Source organism: Rhodobacter sp. P2_H5, assembly GCF_056403335.1.
Window position 1 is genome coordinate 1 of sequence record NZ_JBFUFS010000096.1, and the last position, 831, is coordinate 831.

An 831-nucleotide genomic window follows, 5' to 3' on the forward strand; every position below is an offset into this window, starting at 1 on the left:
GACCTCAAGCGAGGGTTGGAGGGCCGGCCTGCCCCCCGAAAGCGAAACACCGTCCGAGATATAGTTCGTGGTGGCGGTCAACCCACCCGTCAGCGCCAGATCCCCGGCTGAAGCGAGAGAGGGCAGGGCCAGGGAAGCGGTCAGAATACAGAGCGGAGACGTGACGTTCATGGTTATCCTCTGCGACACACCGCGAGACGCGGCAGCCAAACCATGAGGGGCCAAAACTTGCATCCACCTTGCCGCAAGATCAATAAATTGTAAGGTTGCGATGCCGCTCCATCATGGTCGCGCTCCCAACACATTGCGCTGAGCGGGCGGTAAGGCCGGTTCGGCACAATGGTCGAGGAAGTGGGCACGGCTTCGGCGCGGGTCTAGGCCTGAATCGCCGGCTCTTCACCGTCGTGCGTGAAGGTCATGTACGCGACGATCAGGATGATGGCGCCGAGGAAAACGGCACTGGTGATGATCGTGCCAAGTCCGAAGCCACCGTATTCGTGCGGCTGCGACAAGAGATCGCCAAAGGACGCGCCAAGTGGGCGGGTGAAGATATAGGCCAGCCAGAAGCCAAGTATCGCATCAAGGCCGAGGAAGTAGTAACCAATCGAAAGGGATGCGATGATCATGCCGAACAGGATGCCGGTGCTGAGGTAGCCAAGACCAAACTGTTCGGACACCAGATCACCTGCCGCCATCCCCAGCGCGAATGTGAAGAGAATGGCCAGCCAGTACCAGAWCTCGCGCCGGGTGTTCAGGATCGAGTGGATCGAAAGCGTCCCCTCGGCCCGATACCAGAGCGCGAAGGTCACGGCCAAGGCGGCGGTGAAGACC

General features: G+C 60.5%; 1 protein-coding gene. It reads right to left on the minus strand.

All coding sequences use genetic code 11. The features are described from left to right. Positions 1 to 374: 374 nt before the first annotated feature. Positions 375 to 831 (minus strand): COG4705 family protein (locus tag AC1DVR_RS23680; protein WP_478003076.1); only part of this gene is annotated, 457 nt, incomplete at its 5' end.